Below are 15551 nucleotides of genomic sequence, written 5' to 3' on the forward strand. Positions count from 1 at the left end.
GCGTCCTGCACTACCGCTCCGGGACCGGCACTACCTGGTCAAACCTCTTCACAACTCGGTCCTGGAGTACTGCTCGCGGTCACCAACGCGCCACACGACCTGCAGCTCCATTTCCCGGAACCGCCAGTCCGCGTCCGCCCGGACTGCCTCGCCGGTGATCACGCTGCCCGTGGTGAAGTGCGACTGCAGGGACAGTTCGTCGCGCACTTCCGGCGCCCAGACGTGGACGGCTGTCATGTTGGCGCGCAGGCGTGCGACGTCCGCGTTCAGCTGTCCGTCGTCGATCGCCGCCCAGTAGGCGTTCAGCAGGGCACTGATCGCACGAGAAGTACCGCGAGCGTCTCGTCAGCAACGCCGGCCGCGACACCTGCTCACTCGAGGGGCGTCGCCTTCTTCACCGTACGCGGCGTACCGGACTTCGGCCAGTTCGCCGCGGGCGCCGCCCAGTGCGGGGGCACGGCGACCATCATCGGCGACGACGTCACCCGGTACGTCGCCGATCAGGTGGAGCGGCAACGGAATCGCGCGGTGCCGTACCGCTACCTGACGTTCGCCACCGAGCCGGTGACCGAACCGGCGGGCGTCGCGCGGGACTTCTGCACCGCATGGACGACATGTTCGGCTTCGAACGGACCGCGCGGCGACGGTCGCTGGACGGCCACGCGGCCATGGCCTACGGCGCGGCACAGGTGAGGATCACGGCCACCGCCTACCTGCGCGAGACCGCCGCCACGATTCCCGTGACGCCCGGCGCGATCTGGCGCGAGATCACGGCGATCCACACCTCCGCCCCCGACGAACGCCAGACCAACAAGGGCCTCGAAGGCTCACCGGCTCCATTGACTACGGAGGCGACATCGGCCGGAACCCCGAGAACAAGCCCGTCGCGGTTCTGCGCGTCGAAGGCGGCGAGGTCGGCCGGCAAACCCAGGGCTTCTGCGGTCGCGCCCCGACCCACCCGTCGGACCCGTGGTGCCCACCACCGAGTTGACCCCGCGCCTCCCGCTCGCCGGGGACGGCTCATCGGCGTGGCCGCGCGGTCCGCGCACCGGGCCCCGCGCCGGGACGGCGTCTCGGCCGGGGCGCCGTGGAGCAGCGCCCGCGATCGGTCCGGGTGGCCGTGGGCGCGGGACTGCGCAGCTCACCGCGCACGGCCCTGGCGAAGATGCGTTGCGTGTGCTCGGTCGGCGGCACGTCCAGGTCGTGCCGCAGGCGCCGCACGCACATCCGGTGCCAGTTGCGGACCTGGCCGAGCTCGCCGCGCCGGGCGTGCAGGACCATCAGGGTCTGGTACACCTCCTCGTGGTACGGGTCGATGGCCAGGATCCGGCGGCACAGTTCGACGGCCTCGGCGTCGTCGCCCCGGCGCAGCGCGTCGGCGCGCAGGGCCGTCAGGGCGTGCAGCGCCCGCGTCCGGTAGTACTGCCGCTGCTCCTCGACCCAGTCCGCGGTCTCCCCGGCCAGGAAGTCGCCGGCGTAGAGCCGCGCGGCCCGCCGGTAGCAGGCCATGGCTTCGGCTCGGGCGCCCCGCGACTCGGCGGCGTGCGCTTCGCGCAGGGCGCGGTCGAACTCGTCGACGTCGAGCCACAGGTTCGTGGCGAGGAGCTGATAGCCGTGCGCGCGGCAGACGATCTCGACCGGCCGTCCGCCGGCCGCCTGCTCGAGCGTCCGGCGGACGGCGTGCACCGCCACCTTCAGCGAACTCGACGCCGGCGACCACGCGCCACCCGGCCACAGCGTCTCGAACAGCTTCTCCCGCCGGACGATCCGGCCGCGGTTGAGCAGCAGGTACTGGAAGAGGTGGCGCGCCTTGCCCGCGTGCCAGCACGTCACCGGTTCGCCGGCCAGGGACACCTCGAAAGCCCCGAAGCAGCGGACCACGACCGCTGTACCATTGTTTCGCCCTCGCCGGGCCTTGGCCACCGTAGCGTCGTCTCGCACGACTCCAGCCCCCATCCCAACACCGAGAACCACCGCGCCAATGTTCCGGAAACCCACGCTAGGCACCCGAGATCCGCGATGTCCTTGACCGACCACAGCGGGACGCCCGCCGGCGAGATCAGGGGCAGGTCCGGGCGGTCGAGCGAGGCGAGCAGCCGGTCGAGCGCGGCCGCCAGGTCGGCGTCCGGACGTTCTTCCCGGTACACGTCGTGGAGGGCCACGACGTCGGCCACGCGCGCCGCGCCGGACGCCGCCAGGGCCGCCAGCCAGCCCACGACGTCGCTTCCTTCGAGGTAGCAGTCGTTCCGGCGGAACAGCGCCGGCCGGTCGTGGCGCAGCGCCTGGAACAGCGCCTGCTGCCGGGCCACGGCCGTCCGGGTGTGGCCGGCGAGCCGGTCGAAGTGGACGACCAGGACTTCGGGTTCCCCGGCCGTGTCGAGACTCCGGTCGACGACGCGTCCCGCCCGGTCGAGCAGCCTGAGCTCCGTGTGGACCTGGCCCGGCCGGTCGCCGGTGAGCCGCTTCTTCAGCCGCGCCCGCAGCACCAGCTCGCCACCGGCGACGTCGACGTCGCCGCGGTGCCGGTAGGTGTGCTGGAAGACCTCGAGGAGCTCGTAGAAGGCCGGTGCCGCGTCCCGCCCGGAACCGAACATCTCGTCGACGATGACGCGCCGCATGCGCTGGTGGACGTACTTCTCGCCGAAGGGGCTCGCCGAGGTCAGCCGGAAGAGGTCGCGCAGCGCGTCGAAGTGCCGGTCGCCGAGACGCTCCCCCGATTCGCGCAGCTCCTCCAGTGCGGCCAGCAGGCCGTCCACCAGCTTCACCGCGCGCAGCAACGGTTCCGTCGTGTCCGCCGTCCCGGTGTAGGCGACCGCGGGTGCGGTCAAGCCGTTGTCGTTCAGCAGTTGCACGGACTTCTCCCCCAGCCCCAGCTCCACGACCAGGTCGGGATCGAGACCGGCCAGGGTCGCCACGGTGTCCCGGGACGCCATGACTTCGTCGGTGAGCGCGAGGACGCCGTTGCGGACGTCCTCGGCCGTGGTGAGCAGGCCGGCACCGTGGTTCGAGACCACCGGGGTGTGGGGATCGGTGAACACGATGCCGTTCGCGTCCAGGAATCGGTCGAGAGCCGCGCGCACGCCGCTCATCCGTTCGGAGTGGGCCAGGAAGTTCGTCGGCTTCTTCAGCTCCTCCGTCCGCACCGCCGGGAATCGCGCCGTGAACGCGTCGAAATCCGGTTTCACCCCGGCTCGCACGTACACGTTCACCTGCCGGTCGGAATAGCGCTTGTGCACCTCGACGTCGGCCTTCGGATACGTCTTCCCGAGCGCGTCGAGAACGGCGGCGAGATCATCGGCGTCACCCTTCAGGGCGATGACGTGGAACGGCTCGGGAACCAGCCGCCGGCCGCGCAGCGCGTCGGGCAGGTGCACGGCGACCTCCCGGGCGACCGGCTCGTCGGGCACCTCGCCGTCGGCGGCCACCAGGACCAGCGGTGTGAAAGCCCTCGCGATCTTGACGCCGTCGCCGACGGACAGCGCCCCGCTCGCCACCGCGGAGGCGATGATGCCGAAGCTTTCACCGGTGTAGGCCGTGAACGGGAGCGGGATGCCGTTCTTCGCCGCGGTGTCCCGCAGGCGGGCCTCCAGGGCCACGCTGTGCACCAGGAACGCCGCTCCGATGAACGCCTGCTGCGCCAGCTTCCCGGTCGGCACGTTCTCGGGAACCAGCAGGAGCTTCGCCGGCCGGCCGGGAAAACCCAGCGCCCGCGCGGCCTGCCGGTAGACCTCGAGCACCGCCGGGCTCCCGGAGTCGAGCAGGTGGCTGCCGAGGTTCCGGTACGCGGCGCGGCTGCCCAGGCCCGGGAAGACGCCGGCGACGCGGTCCCGCCGGAGCGCCGGGGGACTCGTGCGGTGACCATTCGGAAGCACGTTCGAACGTGCACGGGAAGGAACCAATCTCATCGCTTCTCCCCGAGTTTCTCCAGGACGGAAACGGGGAAACCTCGCCCTGCCGTCGGACAGCCTGTCGATGTCGCGTGTGCTGTCGAAAGTAGGAGAGCCGGGCACCGGTCTCAAGCGCGCAGGCGCTGGTGGAGCCGATGAGACAGGGCACGATGTCACCAAAGTCGTAGTGCCGGTTCCACCTATGACGGCGGTGCCCGTTCCGATGCCGCACCTACGATGAGGTCGTTCACCCACGAGGGCATGCACATGGAATGGAGGGTAGACATGCCTATCGGGCTTCTCGCCTTGGCGCTGGGAGGCTTCGGCATCGGGCTCACCGAGTTCGGGATCGTGGGTCTGCTGCCCGAGGTGGCGGCGGACTTCGGGGTCACCGAATCGGTGGCCGGATACCTGGTCTCGGGGTACGCGCTCAGCGTCGCGGTCGGCGCCATCGCGCTCACCTTGGCGATCTCGAGGTTCGACCGGAAGAAGGTGTTGCTCGGGCTGATGGTGCTGTTCATCGCGGGCAACCTGATCTCGGCCGTCGCGCCGGTCTACTCGGTGATGCTGCTCGGCCGGATCGTCGCGGCGCTGTGCCACGGCGCGTTCTTCAGCGTCGGCGCGGTGGTCGCCGCGGAGATGGTCGCGGAGAACCGGAAGGCCAGCGCCATCGCGCTGATGTTCGGCGGCCTGACCGTGGCCAACGTGCTCGGCGTCCCGCTGGGCACCCTGCTCGGCCAGCAGCTCGGCTGGCGGTCGACGTTCTGGGCGATCACGGTCATCGGCGTCGTCACCATGGCCGGCATCGGGCTGCTGGTCCCGCGGCCGGCGCCGGTCGCCCGGACCGGCCTGCGCGGTGAGCTCGGCGCGTTCCGCCGTCCCCAGGTCTGGATCTCGGCGGCGATCACCGTGCTGTCCTACGGCGGCATGTTCGGAGCGTTCACCTACATCGCCTTCACGCTCACCGAGGTCAGCGGCTTCGCCACCACCACGGTGCCGTGGCTGCTGGTGCTGTTCGGCGTCGGCATGTTCGCCGGCAACTTCCTCGGCGGCAAGGCGGCGGACCGGGCGCTGGACAAGTCGCTGCTGGTGGTCCTCGCGCTGCTCACGGCGGTGCTCGGGGTGTTCGCCCTGACCGCGCACAGCAAGGTCCTGACGGTCGTCTCGCTGTTCCTGATGGGCACCGTCGGCCTGGCCACCGCGCCCGGCCTGCAGCTGCGGATCATGCGGTACGCCGAGGACGCGCCGACGATGGCCTCCGGCGCCAACATCGCGGCGTTCAACATCGGCAACGCGCTCGGGGCCTGGCTCAGCGGTCTCGCACTGGCGGCCGGACTCGGGTTCGTCTCGCCGCTGTGGGTCGGCGCCGCGGTCAACGTCGTGGGTCTCGCCGTCCTGGCGGCCGGGTCGGCGGCGGCGCGCCGGCAGCAGCCGCAGGTCGCGGAGGCTCACCAGGCCGTCACCGCCTGACGCGCATCGCGCCGAGGACGCCCGCTCCCCCGCGGAGTGGGCGTCCTGGCGCGCTGTCACTCTGTTCTCCCCGTGGACGGCCACCCACGGACGGCCAGTTCGATTCCCCGCTGGCGGTCAGTTGCACGGTCAGTGATCGCAGCAGGTTCGTCGGCCGGCGCGGCCGTGCTGGTCATGCCGCGACGTTGATCGCGCCTCGACTGCCAGCACGGCGCGTTGAACGGCGCGGCGGCACGGGATCCGTCAGTTGCCAAGGTCGTGGGACCACCGGGTTGCCCGCGATAGGACCACCTTGCGGCTCGGCATCGTTGTAAGAACACGTTCTCGATAACGGTGCCCGCGCGTCAGTCTCCTCCTGCCGCGAACGCCCTCTTCTGCCGACGAGCGTTGCGACACGAGGTCGCACGTGGTGAGTGAGCTCTGTTGATTGGAGGTTCGGTCTAGTGCCGGAGACGTAGCTCCTGGTCAGTGTTCGTGACCGGTCCCCGCCTTGACGTGCGTGGCCAGTGATGGCTGGGTGCGAAGCTCAGGGAAAAGCCCAAGGGTTCCCGCTCCGTCCGGGGACCACAGGTCAGGGGAAGGCCGGAAGGGTGAACGTCAGTGAACCCTCGCTGATGCCTCGTTACGGCAAACTCCCGGGTCGGGTTGTTGTGCCGGGAGAGAGAAGAGGCCAGCCGCTGAGAGTCGGCAGACGACGGCCGAGGACGCTTCTACGGCCGTGGGAACACCGTCGCCTCCGGGGTACAGAGGGCACCCGACCCGGTCGCATCTCACACGCGCGGAACGTGGAAACCCCGTCCAGGTCCGCGACACCTCCGTGGTGTCGCGGTAAGCCGACCGCAAGGAAAGCCCAATCCCTGGGCGGGAACAGGACGCCCAAGAAGCGAACGCCGGCGGCCGAAAGGCAGCAGGAAAACGGAAGCGATATGACCGGTCCTCCACCGGTTGGTCTCCGCATAACTGGCCGGATACCGGGCCTGGTGCCCGGCTGCGAAAGCAGGCTGACATGTGGCGGGTGAGCCCGTGAAAACGAAGCACCGAACCCACCGGAACCGAAGGGCAAGTTAGACACCCATGGAGGTGAACGGACCCGAGGACGACATCCTCAACTGGGACGTCATTGACTGGCGGCACCACGAGGACAACGTACGGCGGTTACGGGGCAGGATCTTCACGGCGACGAAGGACGGGGACTGGCCCAAGGTCAGGAACCTGCAGAAGATGATGCTGCGAAGCTGGTCGAACACGCTGGTGAGCGTACGGCAGGTCGCGCAGCGCAACGCTGGCCGCAACACCGCGGGGATCGACGGGCAGGTCGCGCTGACCTCCCCGGTCAGGGCGGAGCTTGCGGTGCGGACGCATCGCACGGCCCGGTCCTGGAAACCCCGCGCGGTGAAGCGGGTGTTCATACCGAAAGCCAATGGGAAACAGCGGCCACTCGGAATTCCCGTGCTCGCCGACCGCGTCCACCAGGCGCGGCACCGCAACGCGTTGGAGCCCGAGTGGGAGGCCCGGTTCGAGCCTAGATCGTATGGGTTCCGGCCAGGCCGCAGCTGTCAGGACGCGATCTCGGTAATCCACGTGATGGCCTGCGGCAAGACCGCGAAACGCCTGTGGGTGCTGGACGCGGACCTCAGCGCCGCGTTCGACAGAATCGACCACGACCGGCTGCTTGCCGCGATCGGATCGTTTCCCGGTAAGGGAATGATCCGTGACTGGTTGCGGGCAGGCGTGTTCGAACCGGGCAAGGGATTCACCCCGACCGAGGAGGGAACCCCGCAAGGCGGGGTGATCAGTCCGCTGCTGTTGAACGTTGCGTTGCATGGGCTGGAGGAAGCGGCCGGAGTCCGCCAGGAACGCAGTGACACACGGCGAACCAAGCGAGGCTCTCCCGCGCTGGTCAGGTATGCCGACGACATGGTGGTGCTCTGCCATTCCAGGCAGGAGGCCGAGCAGGTCAAGGCGAAGCTCGCCCTTTGGCTGGCGCCCAGAGGTCTGTCCTTCAACGAGGACAAGACGAGGATCGTCCACCTCGACGACGGATTCGACTTTCTGGGATTCACCGCCCGCCGCTATCAGGGCAAGCTGATCATCAAACCCAGCAAAGCCGCTATCGCACGAGTCACCCAACGCCTTGCCGCGGAAATGCGTGCCCTGCGCGGCGCGAACGCGGCGATGGTCCTCGTCACGATCAACCCGATCACGCGAGGCTGGGCGAACTACTACCGCGGGGTGGCATCGTCGAGGGTCTTCGCGGCCCTGGACACCTACCTGTGGCGGCTCACTTACAAGTGGGCCTGCCACTGCCATCCCGACAAACCGAAGTCCTGGGTCATCACCCGGTACTTCGGCCGGTATCACAAAGCCAGGCAGGACCGCTGGGTGTTCGGCGACCGCGACAGCGGCGCCTACCTGCCCAAGTTCGCCTGGACCAAGATCGTCCGGCACCGGTTGGTCCGCAGCGAGGCGTCTCCGGACGACCCCGCACACGCCGACTACTGGGCCGACCGGCGACGCAAGCGCGCACCTCCGCTCGATCGCAGCGCCCTTTTCCTGCTACGCAAGCAGAAAGGACGTTGCCCGACATGCGGGGACCTGCTCCTGCACGCCGACCGTGAGCCACAAAGCCCCCGTGAATGGGAACAGTGGCACCGCACCACCCGCAAGGCGATCACCAGACAGCACATCATCGCCCATGGGACACGCGGCACGCCGGACGACACCCGACTCGTTCACTCCCACTGCCAGCGCCGGGCAACCGGCGCCGACAGGGAACCAGCAACTCTGTATTCCTGAAGCGCCCCAAGGGGCTTGCTTGAGCCGTGTGCATCGACGAGATGCACGCACGGTTCTGAGGGGGGGCGGGGCGCAGCAATGCGTCCCGCCTACCCGGCGATTCGTACGCGCTGCTTGTGCAGACTCGGCAAGACGGGCCTGTGCCTCGACGTATACGACGTCGGCAGCAACCTCGGCCCGCAGCTGGGCCAGTGGCCGTGCAAGAACGCGCCGGGGATGAACCAGAACGTCACCCTCTGCTGAGCAGCACCGCCCGGAACGCTTCTCGGATCCACAGTGGACCAAGCGGTGGCGAGCCGGCGCGCGGTCCGGCACCGCTACCGGACCGCCTTGCCGGCGCCCTACTCCCGAGCACTACGGGATGAGCACGATCTTGCCGCGTGCGCGCCGGCGCATCAGGTGGCGGTACGCGGTGCGCACCTCGGCCAGCGGGTAGCTCGCCGCGATCGGGACGTCGAGGTCGCCGGCCGCGACCAGCTTGGTCAGTTCGGCCAGCACCTCGGCGTTCGCGGAGCCGGCCATACCCTCGCTCTTGACGCCCGTGCCGGCCGCGCCCGCGAAGTCGATGATCGTGTTGATCCGGTCCTTGGCGACACCGAGCTCGAGGGCCAGCTCGACGTAGCCGTCGCCGAAGTTGTCGACGAACGCGTCGACACCCTCGGGCGCGGCCGCGCGGACCCGGTCGAGCACCCCGTCGCCGTAGGTCACCGGGACCACGCCGTGGTCGCGCAGCCAGGCGTGATTGGCCTCGCTCGCCAGCCCGATGACGGTGGCGCCCGCGCGGCGAAGCAGCTGCACGGTCAGCGAACCCACCCCGCCCGCCGCCCCGGCGACGACGACCGTGTCACCCGGACCGGCCCCGACAGCCCGCACGTTCGCGTGCGCGGTGGCCCCGGCGACGAACAGCGCGCCCCCCGCCTCCCACGGCACCGCGGCATCGCGCGGCACGAGCTGACCGGCCGGGACGGCGACCAGTTCGGCGTGGCTGGCGCGGGTGTCCACCCAGCCGATCACCTCGTCGCCGACCGACCAGGTCCGCACCGCAGAGCCGATCTCCGTCACGACGCCGGCGAGGTCGCTGCCCTGCCCGGACGGGAACGTCGCGGGCCAGCTTTCGTGCAACGCGCCGGTCCTGATCACGTTCTCACCGGGGTTGATCCCGGCGGCCCGGACGCGCACCAGTACCTCGCCGGCCGCGGGCCGCGGCCGGGGCACGTCCCGCACCTCCAGCACGTCGATGTCGCCGTACTCGTCAAACCGCACTGCCTGGGGCATGCCGCCCCTCCTTCCGGACTCCTCGTCTGAACTCCAGCAAACCCGGTCCGGAAGGCATGATCCATGCTGGATTCACGCGAAAAAATATGCGATCGTCTCGTAGCGTGGACGTACTGACCGATCTCCTGCAGCGCTCGCGTGCGCGCGGCGCCGCGTTCTCGCACTCGACAGCGCGAGGCGCCTGGGGAATCCGGTTCCCCACCGGCGGCAAGCTCGCGATCCACGGCATCCTCGGCGGCGAGGCGTTCGCGTGGACCGACGACCCCGGCCGCTCCCGCCACGTGCTCACCGGCGACGTCGTCCTGGTCCGCGGGCCGGTCCAGCAGTTCATGGCCCACACGCCGGGCGCCGACGTGGTGCCGTTCGCCTACCCCCGCTCCGCCGGCCCGGGCCGGGGCGCGCGCCGAATGGAGTTCGGCGCCGAGTCCGGCGACCCCACCACGTTCTTCTGCGGCGCGTACACCTTCCAGGGCGAACTCTGCGCGGGGCTGCTGGCCGGGCTGCCGGACCTGACCGTGGTCCGCCCGTGCGCCGGGTCGAGCCTGCGCGCGGCCCTCGACATGTTCGCCGCCGAAATCCTCCGTGACGCGCCGGGGCAGCAGGCCCTCCTGGACAGCCTGCTCGACGTCGTCCTGGTGCAGGTACTGCGAGAACAGCTCGCCACCGACGTGGCGGCCGCTCCGGCGTGGTTCCGCGCGATGGACGACCCGTCGGTCGGGGCGGCGCTGCGCGCCGTGCACGCGGCCCCGGCGCGCGCCTGGACGGTCGCCGATTTGGCCGGCGAGGCCGCCCTTTCCCGCGCGACGTTCGCGCGCCGATTCACTGCGCTGCTCGGCGTGGCCCCGCTGACCTACCTCGCCGACTGGCGGATGGCGCTGGCCCGCGAGCAGCTGCGCGACGGCGACGCCGGCCTGGCCGCGGTAGCGCACTCGCTGGGGTACGCGTCGGAGTTCTCCTTCGCCGCCGCCTTCAAACGCCACCACGGCGTGGCACCCGGCCGGTGGCGAACCTCCGCCGGCACGGCAGCTCCGTCGCCACGGACCGGCATGCGGTAAATCATCTCGTGGCGCAACGAAATGAACTGGCTCTCGCGGTCATGGAGCTCATCGACCAGGGACACCTCCGGATCTCCCGGCGCCACCACCTTCACCCGCGTCCAGGTGCTGGGAACCGTAGCCGCCCGTCGGCCGGTCCGCCGAGGCACGATCGCCGCCGAACTCGGCCTCACCGCGTCGGCGACCAGCCGGCACCTCGCCGCACTGGAACGAGCGGAGCAGGTCACCGTGTCCCCGGACCCGGACGACTCCCACACGTCGAGCTGGCGACCGTCCTCGGTGAGGGCGCCTGCTTCCGGCTCAGGTTGCCGGTGCCGGTGCCGGTGCCGGATCAGGATTGAGCGCTACTCCCGGTGAAGTCGATCAGCACCTTCGAGGCCACTGAGCGATCGCCGGCGACATCGAACGCCGCGACCGCTTCGGCGACCGGGAACCGGTGGGTGACCACCGGATCCACCGGCAGACCGCCGGCCAGCAGCGCAAGGGCGTCGTCGAACTCGGTGTCGAAGCGGAACGCGCCGGTGAGCGTGATTTCGCGCGTCACCACGACGTTGCCCAGGAAGCCCGTCTCGCCAGTCGGGAGCAGCCCGAGCAGGACGACCGTGCCCCCGCGGCGGGTCCGGGCCACGCAGGTCGCGAGGCCCGCCGGGGCGCCGGACGCCTCGATCGCCACGTCGGCGTCCGCCGGCCACGCCGGGTCGTCCGGGCGGTCGGCGGGCACCGTCGACGTCGCGCCGAGCAGCTCGGCGACCTTCAGCGGCTGCGGAAGCAGGTCGCTCACGACGACCTCCGCCGCGCCCGCGTGCCGCAAGGCGGCCACGACCAGGCAGCCGATCGGCCCGGCGCCGGTGACGAGGACCCGCTTGCCACGGACGTCCCCCGCGCGGTGGACCGCGTGCAGCGCCACCGACAACGGCTCGGCCAGCACGGCCCGATCGAGCGAGAGCCCGGCCGGAAGCACGCGGACCTGACCGGCGGGCACCACGAGCTGCCGCGTGAAGCCGCCCTGGACGTGCGGGGTGCGCGCCGCGCTGCCGAGGTAGCGGGACCGAGCGCAGACGTTCCGGTGGCCCTCCCGGCACTCTCGACACTCACCGCAGGGCGTCGCCGGGTGGACCGCCACCGGATCCCCTTCCGCCAGGCCGGTCACCCCCGGCCCGAGGGCCGCGACGTGGCCGACCACCTCGTGCCCGAGCACCATCGGCTCGCGCACGGTGAAGTCGCCGACCGCACCGCGGTGGTAGTAGTGCAGGTCGGACCCGCAGATCCCGCCGAACGCGACCCCGACCGCCACCTCACCCGGACCGGGCTCGGCCGGGACGCGGTCCTCGATCCGCAGATCGCCCGCTCCGTGCACGACACACGCTGTCGAAGAAGTCATCGAACTCACCTCAGAGCACCGAGAGCATGCCGCCGTCGACGTACAGCAGCTGCCCGTTGACGAACGCGGACGCGTCGGACGAAAGGAAGATGAGCGCGCCGACCAGGTCTTCGACGCGACCCCAGCGCCCGGCCGGCGTGCGGCCGCGCACCCAGGCGCTGAACTCCTCGTCGGCCACCAGCGCAGCCGTCAGCTCGGTCTCGAAGTAGCCGGGTGCCAGGCCGTTGACCTGGATGCCGGCCGGCCCGAGGTCGGCGCACATCCCCTTGGTCAGCAGCTTCAGCCCGCCCTTGGTCGCGGCGTACGGCGCGATGCCCGGGCGGACGGTTTCGCTCTGCACCGAGCAGATGTTGACGATCTTGCCGCGGCCGCGGGGCAGCATCCGCCGGGCGACCTCGCGCCCGACCAGGAACGCGCTGCTGAGGTTCGTGTCGAGCAGCCGGTACCAGTCCTCGTCGGAGAACTCGGTGAACGGCGCCCGGTGCTGGACCCCGGTGTTGTTCACCAGGATGTCCAGCGCCCCGGCCCGGTCCTCGACGCGGGCGATGCCCTCGGCCACCGCCGCCGAATCGGTGACGTCGAAGGGTTCGGAAAGGACCGTCCCGAAATCGGACAGCTCCTTCCCGGCGCGCTCCAGAGCCGCGCGGTCGCGGCCGTTGAGGACGACCACACAACCCGCTTCCAGGAGCCCGCGGGCCAATGCGAAGCCGATCCCTCGGCTGGAGCCCGTCACGAGCGCGACGCGGCCGGCGATGTCGAACAGCGGATGGCTCGTCACGCGGGCACCACCTCGGGGATCGGGGTGCGGGCGGGCCGGCCTGCGAGGACGTCGAGGAGGTTGTCGACGGCCAGGTCGACCATCGCCGCCCGGGTTGCCACGGTGGCCGACCCGACGTGCGGCAGCGCGACCAGCCGGTCGGCCGCGACGAGGTCGGCCACGTCGGCGCCCCGGGGTTCGCGCTCGAAGACGTCGAGCCCGGCCGAGTGGAGGACACCGGTGCGCAGCGCCGCCAGCAGCGCGGCTTCGTCGACGACGCCGCCGCGGGAGGTGTTCACCAGGGTCGCGGTGGGTTTCATGGTCCGCAGTTCCGCAGCACCGATGAGATGCCGGGTGGCCGGGGTCAGCGGCACGTGCAGGGAGACGACGTCGGACTCGGACAGCAGCGTCGGCAGGTCGACCCCGCCGGGCGCGGCCGGGTCGTGGTGCAGCACGCGCATGCCGAACCCGGCGGCGCGGCGCGCCACCGCGCGGCCGATCTGGCCGTAGCCGACCAGGCCGAGCGTCGCGCCGTGGACGTCCAGGCCGAGGTAGCCGTCCATGGCGAAGTGGGTCCAGCCGCCGGCCAGCAGGCTGTCGCGGGCCGCGCCCAGTCGGCGGCGGGCCTGCAGGACGAGCGCGAACGCCAGGTCGGCGGTGGTTTCGGCGAGCACGCCCGGGGTGTGCGTGACGACGACGCCGCGTTCGCGGGCGGCGGCCTGGTCGACCGCGTCGTAGCCCATGCTGGCCAGGCTCACCACGCGCAACGCGGGCCCCGCGGCGTCGAGCAGGGCCGCGTCGACGTGGTCGTTGCCCAGGCACAGAATGCCGGCGGCCCCGTGGGCAAGCCGGGCGAGGTCGCCCGGCTGGGGACGGCCGGCGCCGGTCCAGCGGACCAGGTCGACGTGGTCGCCGAGCCGGCTCAGGCCGGTGCCGGGCAGGTCCCCTCGGGTGCTGAGCACACGCTGCTTCACTTTCGCTCCTCGGGCCGGAATCCGATCTCCGGAAAACATTAGGCAGCACGGTGCCGGGCCGACAAATAGCGATTCGCGGTGGCGTGATGCGTTCGCCTTATCGCTGTTCTTCTTCGTCGAACGCGGTGATCAGCTCGTGGAAGAGGTCGTGGACGACCAGGGCCGGCTCCGACAGCGGCTGGTGGTCGGACGTGCACAGCGAGAGCTGGACCTCGATCGCCGGGGCGATGCGCCGGACCACCAGGCCGCTGACGTCGAGGATCGCGCGTGCCGCCGACCAGGGCAGCACGGTCGCGCCCAGGTCCGCCGTCACGGCGTTGACCAGGGTCAGCGCCGATTCGATCTCGCCGACCACGCGCGGGGTCAGCGACACCTGCGCGAACGCGGCGTCGACGACCTGGCGGATGGTGTGGATCCGGCTCGGCAGCAGCAGGTCGACCTCGGCGAGTTCCTCCACCGTGACGTCCTCCCCCGATGCCGGCCGGGTGCCCGCCGAGATCAGCAGCAGGTCCTCGGTGCGCATCGGCTCGAACTGGACGCCGCGGATCGGGCCGGCGCCGTAGATGAACGCCATGTCCATCCGGCCGGTCATGATGGCCTCGCTGATCACGCCGCCGAAGTTTTCGTTGATGTGCAGGACGATCTCGGGGTAGCGCTCACGCACCGCGCGCAGCAGCGGCAGCGCGAGCGCGGCGCCGGTGCTGTAGGGCGCCAAGCCGACCGACACGCTGCCGGCCGGCGCGCGGCCGCCGACGTCGACCGCCGCGCGGGCCTGCTCGACCTGGCGCAGGATGAGCTGCGCGTGCCGGTACAGCGCGCGGCCCGCCTCGGTGGGCACCACCCCGCGCTTGCTGCGGATCAGCAGGCGCTGCGCGAACTCCGTCTCGAGCGTCGACACCTGCTGGCTGAGTGCCGGCTGCGCGATGTGCAGGATCGCCGCCGCGCGGGTGATGCTCCCCGCGTCGACGATCTTGACGAACGAATACAGGCGCCTCGTGTCCACAGTGTTCCCTCTCGGCCCGGCAGAGCCGTCATCGTACGTGCCTGCCGGAGTCATAACGAGCCGCGATCACGTCAGCCGGAACAGGTATTTGCCGCTCCCATGACCTGGGATTACGGTCTCCGAAACGCGCTTTCACCGGCGGCCCGAAATGTTCCGGGCCGGTGCTCTCCCGTGCTTTCCGGAGGCTCTTCATGACCGCGAAAATCGATCTCGTCGCCGATCTCGGCGAAGGGTTCGGCGCCTACACGCTCGGCGACGACGAAGCGCTGCTCGACATCGTCACCTCCGCCAACATCGCCTGCGGCTTCCACGCCGGCGACCCGTCCATCATGGACACGACGGTCCGGCGGTGCGTCGAACGCGGCGTCGGGGTCGGCGCCCACCCGAGCTTCCCCGACCTGGCCGGGTTCGGCCGGCGCGCGATGGACCTGACCGCGGCCGAAGTGCGCACCGCCGTGCTCTACCAGATCGGCGCGCTGCAGGCGTTCGCCGCCGCGCACGGCACCCGGGTGGCGCACGTCGCGCCGCACGGCAAGCTCGGCAACCTGGTCGCCACCCGCGCGGACTACGCGGCAGCCGTCGCCGATGCCGTCGTCTCGCTGGATCCGGACCTGATCGTGCTGGCCCAGGACGGCGAACTCGCCGACGCGGCCCACGCGCGCGACCTGCGGGTGGCGGTCGTCGGGATCGCCGATCGCGCCTACCGCGACGACGGGACCCTGGTGCCCCGCGGCGAGCCGGGCGCGGTCCTGCACGACCCGGCGGAGATCGCGGCGCGGACGGTCCGGCTGGTGACCGAAGGCGTGCTGGACACGGTCGGCGGCGCGGATCTCGCGGTCGCCTGCGACACCGTCCTGCTGCACGGCGACACCCCGGGCTCGGTCGCGGTGGCGCGCCGGGTGCGCGACGACCTGTGCGCCGCCGGCGTCACCGTCGAAACCCTGGGAGGCTGA

The 15551-nt window shown here is 71.0% G+C and carries 14 protein-coding genes; 6 read left to right on the top strand and 8 right to left on the bottom strand.

From position 1 onward, the window contains the following. Positions 1-48: 48 nt before the first annotated feature. From OG738_RS37795 to OG738_RS37805, 3 genes are all read right to left on the bottom strand, one after another. Positions 49-237, bottom strand: a complete 189-nt coding sequence (locus OG738_RS37795) for a hypothetical protein (RefSeq protein ID WP_329048231.1) — start codon at positions 235-237, stop codon at positions 49-51. A gap of 783 nt (positions 238-1020) precedes the next feature. Further along, positions 1021-1881: an AfsR/SARP family transcriptional regulator gene (locus OG738_RS37800; RefSeq protein ID WP_329048232.1), complete on the bottom strand. Its 861-nt coding sequence runs from the start codon at positions 1879-1881 to the stop codon at positions 1021-1023. Then, a complete protein-coding gene (locus OG738_RS37805; RefSeq protein ID WP_329048233.1) occupies positions 1830-3872 on the bottom strand; it encodes a hypothetical protein in 2043 nt (680 codons plus the stop codon). The genes OG738_RS37800 and OG738_RS37805 overlap by 52 nt, the downstream gene beginning before the upstream one ends. Positions 3873-4172: 300 nt before the next feature. Between OG738_RS37805 and OG738_RS37810 the strand changes: the two genes are divergently transcribed. The 3 genes from OG738_RS37810 to OG738_RS37820 all read left to right on the top strand — a co-directional run bounded on the left by OG738_RS37810 (position 4173) and on the right by OG738_RS37820 (position 8396). Next, positions 4173-5357 carry an MFS transporter gene (locus tag OG738_RS37810; protein WP_329048235.1) on the top strand — a complete coding sequence of 395 codons (1185 nt, stop codon included), beginning with the start codon at positions 4173-4175 and terminating at the stop codon, positions 5355-5357. A gap of 1074 nt (positions 5358-6431) precedes the next feature. Further along, complete coding sequence (gene ltrA / locus OG738_RS37815) at positions 6432-8153, top strand: group II intron reverse transcriptase/maturase (protein WP_329047700.1); 1722 nt, start codon at positions 6432-6434, stop codon at positions 8151-8153. Between the two features lie 114 nt (positions 8154-8267). Beyond that, positions 8268-8396 carry a hypothetical protein gene (locus OG738_RS37820; protein ID WP_329048238.1) on the top strand — a complete coding sequence of 43 codons (129 nt, stop codon included), beginning with the start codon at positions 8268-8270 and terminating at the stop codon, positions 8394-8396. Between the two features lie 111 nt (positions 8397-8507). Here the strand turns inward: OG738_RS37820 and OG738_RS37825 are convergent, their stop codons facing one another. Beyond that, positions 8508-9428, bottom strand: coding sequence for an NADP-dependent oxidoreductase (locus OG738_RS37825; protein ID WP_329048239.1), 921 nt, complete (start codon positions 9426-9428; stop codon positions 8508-8510). A gap of 104 nt (positions 9429-9532) precedes the next feature. On the opposite strand from OG738_RS37825, the gene OG738_RS37830 reads away from it, so the two are divergent. Together OG738_RS37830 and OG738_RS44810 are read left to right on the top strand one after the other, a co-directional pair. Beyond that, a complete protein-coding gene (locus tag OG738_RS37830) occupies positions 9533-10483 on the top strand; it encodes an AraC family transcriptional regulator (RefSeq protein ID WP_329048241.1) in 951 nt (316 codons plus the stop codon). A 21-nt stretch (positions 10484-10504) separates the two neighbouring features. Continuing rightward, positions 10505-10840 (top strand): MarR family transcriptional regulator, encoded by a 336-nt coding sequence (locus tag OG738_RS44810; RefSeq protein WP_442875836.1) that lies wholly within the window; start codon positions 10505-10507, stop codon positions 10838-10840. Here OG738_RS44810 and OG738_RS37835 read toward each other — a convergent pair. From OG738_RS37835 to nac, 4 genes are all read right to left on the bottom strand, one after another. Further along, entirely contained in the window at positions 10815-11864 is a 1050-nt protein-coding gene (locus OG738_RS37835; protein ID WP_329048243.1) for an L-idonate 5-dehydrogenase, read from the bottom strand. The two genes, OG738_RS44810 and OG738_RS37835, sit on opposite strands and share 26 nt — an antisense overlap. Before the next feature lie 10 nt (positions 11865-11874). Continuing rightward, on the bottom strand, positions 11875-12642 hold the full coding sequence (locus OG738_RS37840) for an SDR family oxidoreductase (protein ID WP_329048244.1): 768 nt from the start codon (positions 12640-12642) through the stop codon (positions 11875-11877). Beyond that, entirely contained in the window at positions 12639-13595 is a 957-nt protein-coding gene (locus OG738_RS37845; RefSeq protein WP_329048246.1) for a 2-hydroxyacid dehydrogenase, read from the bottom strand. Before OG738_RS37845 ends, OG738_RS37840 begins: the two co-directional genes overlap by 4 nt. Positions 13596-13692: 97 nt before the next feature. Continuing rightward, complete coding sequence (nac, locus tag OG738_RS37850) at positions 13693-14598, bottom strand: nitrogen assimilation transcriptional regulator NAC (protein ID WP_329048249.1); 906 nt, start codon at positions 14596-14598, stop codon at positions 13693-13695. A 191-nt stretch (positions 14599-14789) separates the two neighbouring features. Here nac and OG738_RS37855 point away from each other — a divergent pair, with 191 nt between their 5' ends. Further along, on the top strand, positions 14790-15551 hold the full coding sequence (locus OG738_RS37855) for a LamB/YcsF family protein (protein ID WP_329048251.1): 762 nt from the start codon (positions 14790-14792) through the stop codon (positions 15549-15551).

It is taken from the genome of Amycolatopsis sp. NBC_01488, assembly GCF_036227105.1.
In the GTDB taxonomy this organism is placed as follows: domain Bacteria; phylum Actinomycetota; class Actinomycetes; order Mycobacteriales; family Pseudonocardiaceae; genus Amycolatopsis.